This is a genomic window from bacterium (assembly GCA_040755795.1).
GTDB lineage: Bacteria > UBA9089 > CG2-30-40-21 > CG2-30-40-21 > SBAY01 > JBFLXS01.
Genome location: JBFLXS010000361.1, coordinates 1 through 4204 on the forward strand (window position 1 = coordinate 1; position 4204 = coordinate 4204).

The following is a 4204-nucleotide window of genomic DNA, read 5'->3' on the forward strand; positions in this document are numbered from 1 at the left end:
TTCATTTTACCTTTGCCTCCTTTTTTTGGTAATTGGTAACTGGTGAATGGTAATGTAACCGTTCACCGCAGAGACACAGAGACGCAGAGAAGAAAATTAAAATTTATGGACGATAGGCTTAACATCCTTGATTTTCATCAGTGCAAGCTCTTGAGTCCAACAACATTAAACTTGCCCTGATGAAAATCAGGGATGGATTAACAAATCTGGCTTGCCGGCTGAACATTCGGCAAGCAGGTCATAAGTATTTCAATGGCTACACCAATAATCTTTTCTGTTATCTGATTTATTTCCATATCTTCTCTGTTCCTCTGCGTCTCTGCGGTAAATTACCACCTGAACGGTTACATGGTAATTAGTTACCAGTTACCATTTAACCGATTACTTACTTTATAATTTCGTGAAGCCCTATTCTGGTGATTAGTTACCAATTATCCAATTACTCATTTATTATACTTATAACACGCATTCCTGTCAAGTTTAAAAACCACAAGGGTGCGTGTAAAATTTATTGTAAGCGTTCAGGTGGTGTAAGAAAAGGAGATATGGAGATAAAGGAGATAAGGGGATATATTTAGGAGTTTTCGACCTGTGAAAGCTGTTTATTCTTTTTCTCATCCTAATTGGGGGATATTTTATCCTTCTATTTCACAGGTTGCATTGTTTTGTTAGAATCGTTCTTAGATAATTGTGTGCGTCCCCATTTTTCCCGAGAGAGCATTTAGTTCTTCCCACACCATTTTCACCTTTTCTACCACCCTTTTTTTAGGGCAGTCAGTATCAATCACAAAATCCGCTAATCTAACCTTTTCGGAAAGAGGTAATTGGGCAAAAATTCTCTTTTTAGCCCCATCCATCTCTAAATTATCCCGTTTCATCCCCCGTTTAATTTGTGTTGCTTCTGATGCCGTGACAACTATTATCTTATTTACCAGCGAAACCATGTTTGCCTCGATAAGTAACGGGGCATTGATAATGATTATTTTATTTGGTGTGGTATTTTGTATCCTTTCTATTTCTTCTTTTATTTTCTGGATAATAGGAGGATGAGTGATTTCGTTTAATTTTCGTAGATAAGTTTCATTGTTAAAAGCCAAATCAGCGAGTCTAGTTCGATTAAGTGTTAAATCCTTATTTAGAATTTTTGCCCCAAAGTATTCCTTTAGATTTTGCCAGACTGGTGAATTTGGGGCAACAACCTCTCTGGCTATTTTATCGGCATCGATAATTACTGCCCCAAGGGATTGAAATATTTTGGTAACAGTAGTTTTTCCGGTAGCAAATCCGCCGGTCAACCCTACAATAAGATTTTTATTCATCCTTCTATTTCCCTTAGATTCTTTGCGGCGTCTTCAGGGATAACAGTATTGATATAAAATCCTGTGCCCCACTCAAATCCAGCCACATGGGTAATTCTGGGAATAATCTCAATGTGCCAGTGATAATCTTTTAAATTACCTGGAAGGGAAAAAGGTGTTGTGTGAATTATATAATTATATGGAGGGTCGTTCAATAATTTTTTTAATTTTAGCAAGGAGATTTTTAGAATCTGGGCTAATGCCGGGATTTGTTCTTTATCAATAGTTTCATAAGACGCACAATGGGTCTTAGGAAGGATACAAATTTCATACGGAAATCTGGAGGCATAGGGAGAAAAGGTAATGAAATGTTCGTTCTCCATTACCAATCGCACATTATCTCTTATTTCCTGATGGACAATGTCACAAAAAACACACCTATCCTTGAAATTATAATAGCTTAAAGCACCTCTAAGTTCTTCCTTCACGCGTTTTGGAACAATGGGTGTGGCAATTAATTGAGAATGGGGATGGTCTAAGCTTGCCCCAGCACTACTGCGATGATTTCTAAAGACGAGTATATATTTGAATCGAGTATCCTTTTTCAAATCAATCATTCTCTCACGATAACACAAAAGCACCTTTTCAACATAATCAGTTTCTAAGTCTTCTAAACTTTTATGATGGTTTGGTGTTTCAATCACTATCTCATGTGCCCCTACGCCATTCATCATATCATATATTCCCTCACCCTGCCTATTTAACTCTCCTTCTATGCGTAATGCAGGGAATTTATTCGGAATAGTTCTCACCCACCAACCTGGTGTATTTGGTGCAGTGCCTCGTTCACGCAGACAAAGTATTTCCGGTGGAGTTAGTGCCTCGTTCCCTTCACAAAATGGACATCTTCCACTATTTATTGTGAATTCCCCTTCTGGGATATGAAAATCAGATGGTCGTTGTGCGCGCTCCGTCGCAATTATTACCCATCTACCAATAACCGGGTCTTTTCTTAACTCTGGCATTGTTTCCTCCTTTTTATTTCCTTTTTAATATATTTTTGAACACCCTTGATAAATTGTTGGGCATCATTTAACATATGCAGTGCCTTTTCTTTATCTGAGTTAAAAATCCTTACATCATCCCGTAACTTTTTAAAAGTAAGATATGGTTTAACATCTTTTTTATCAATAATCCCTGATTGCAAGAAATTTAACCCAAACTCTTCAATTGGCTGTGAATCAGTATCCGGTTCTATTTGTTTAGCGTAGAGTATGGCTCTGGCACTATGATAGACCGCATGATGCACCTTCATCATTGCCTCCGCATAATTCCCCATTTTCCACATCGTTGTGGCTAATTTTATCTTTTCTTCACCTACTTTTAATCTGACCAGAGCTTCTTCCCATAATTGTGAAGAATCCTCTCTCATCTCACTTTCTAATCCTTCCTTCCCATTTTAATTTAGTCTGCAATACTTCATAAAAACTTCTCTTTTTTGGCTTAACCAATTTTATTATCTGTTTGGCAGATGTTATCTCAATCTCATCTTGCGGATTAAGTTTCACTCCTTGTTGTCCATCAATAGTCAGCATAATCTCTTCCTCATCTGATTCTACAACAATAGTGATTTTAGAAAGATGAGGTATGACCATTGGTCGAACCGATAAGGTATGGGGACAGATAGGTGTAATGATAATTGTCTTCATTTCCGGGATAACAATAGGACCACCCGCAGATAATGAATAGGCGGTAGAACCTGTTGGTGTTGCCACAATTATCCCATCCCCTTGATATGTTGTCAGATATTCTGTATCAATCAGAACCTTTAAGGAAATAACCCGGGCTAAAGTCCCTTTGGTAATCACGACATCATTTAATGCCTGATAAGATAATTTTTTAACTTTAGCCAATAACAGCATTCGTTCTTCAATGGTGAATTTACCTTTCAGGACATCTTTAAGCGATGAATATAATTCTTGTTGTGTAATTTCTGTAAGAAATCCCAATCCGCCAAAGTTTACCCCAACAATCGGAATTTCTTTTTCACCCATAACCTTAACTGCATGGAGCATTGTGCCATCGCCACCTAATGCAATAACCAGGTCTGCAGTTTTTAAGGTTGCATCTGAGACTCCTAAATCTTTCTGGTTTAATCGCCGGGCAATCGTTTTTTCCATAAGTAAATTATATTTACCTTCTTGCAACAGCCACAACCTTAATTCTTCAAGGACATTTGGAGCCTCTTTTCGATTTGGGTTAATAAAAAGGGCAATTGTGTTTATCATCTTAATATCTATTAGGGGTAAGACCTTAAGGTCTTACCCCACCAACTCTTCCTTTATTTTAATTATATCATACCATTTTAGATTTTGCAAGAAGTTTTTTGGGTAAGCAGGAATTCTCGGTGAAAAATTAGATAGAGGTTCATTATTCTTTATTTTTCTCTCAAAATGTGTAACCGTTCAGGGGGATAATTTACCGCAGAGACGCAGAGAAGATATAGAAATAAATCAGATAACATAAAAGATTATTAATGCAGACATGGAAATACATAGGACATTATGACCAGATTTGTTAAGCGTCTCGTAAATAGATTTTAATTTTTTTCTCTGCGTCTCTGTGGCATCTTGCGGTGAACAGTTACAATTACTTTTCTTTAATAAAAAATCCCGGCAATGTCTTACTCTCCCACACCGTTACCAGTGCAGTACCATCAGCGTTAGAGGGCTTAACGACCGTATTCGGAATGGGAACGGGTGTTTCCCCTCTGCCATAATCACCGGGATTTTTTTTCAATTCTATCCTGTCTATAAATTATAAAAGATATTATTCCAAAAAAAACTACAAGCATACACATTGGTATGAGAATGGCTTCCATTTTACCTTTTACACTCCTTCTTTAT

Annotated in this window: 4 protein-coding genes and 1 rRNA gene; all 5 read right to left on the bottom strand. The window is 37.2% G+C overall.

The window, feature by feature from the left end:
• Positions 1–680: 680 nt before the first annotated feature.
• Complete coding sequence (gene coaE / locus AB1414_16585) at positions 681–1319, bottom strand: dephospho-CoA kinase (protein MEW6609036.1); 639 nt, start codon at positions 1317–1319, stop codon at positions 681–683.
• Positions 1316–2323 (bottom strand): galactose-1-phosphate uridylyltransferase, encoded by a 1008-nt coding sequence (galT, locus tag AB1414_16590; protein ID MEW6609037.1) that lies wholly within the window; start codon positions 2321–2323, stop codon positions 1316–1318. The genes coaE and galT overlap by 4 nt, the downstream gene beginning before the upstream one ends.
• Entirely contained in the window at positions 2311–2730 is a 420-nt protein-coding gene (locus tag AB1414_16595; protein ID MEW6609038.1) for a HEPN domain-containing protein, read from the bottom strand. The genes galT and AB1414_16595 overlap by 13 nt, the downstream gene beginning before the upstream one ends.
• A gap of 1 nt (position 2731) precedes the next feature.
• Positions 2732–3586 (bottom strand): NAD(+)/NADH kinase, encoded by an 855-nt coding sequence (locus tag AB1414_16600; protein ID MEW6609039.1) that lies wholly within the window; start codon positions 3584–3586, stop codon positions 2732–2734.
• 382 nt (positions 3587–3968) lie between these two features.
• A 5S ribosomal RNA gene (gene rrf / locus AB1414_16605) occupies positions 3969–4085 on the bottom strand.
• Positions 4086–4204: the final 119 nt, after the last annotated feature.

Bases quoted from the DNA above. Each gene is read 5' to 3' on its own strand.
- AB1414_16595 (MEW6609038.1), bottom strand. From the start codon at position 2,730: ATGAGAGAGGATTCTTCACAATTATGGGAAGAAGCTCTGGTCAGATTA.
- AB1414_16600 (MEW6609039.1), bottom strand. From the start codon at position 3,586: ATGATAAACACAATTGCCCTTTTTATTAACCCAAATCGAAAAGAGGCT.
- galT (MEW6609037.1), bottom strand. From the start codon at position 2,323: ATGCCAGAGTTAAGAAAAGACCCGGTTATTGGTAGATGGGTAATAATT.
- coaE (MEW6609036.1), bottom strand. From the start codon at position 1,319: ATGAATAAAAATCTTATTGTAGGGTTGACCGGCGGATTTGCTACCGGA.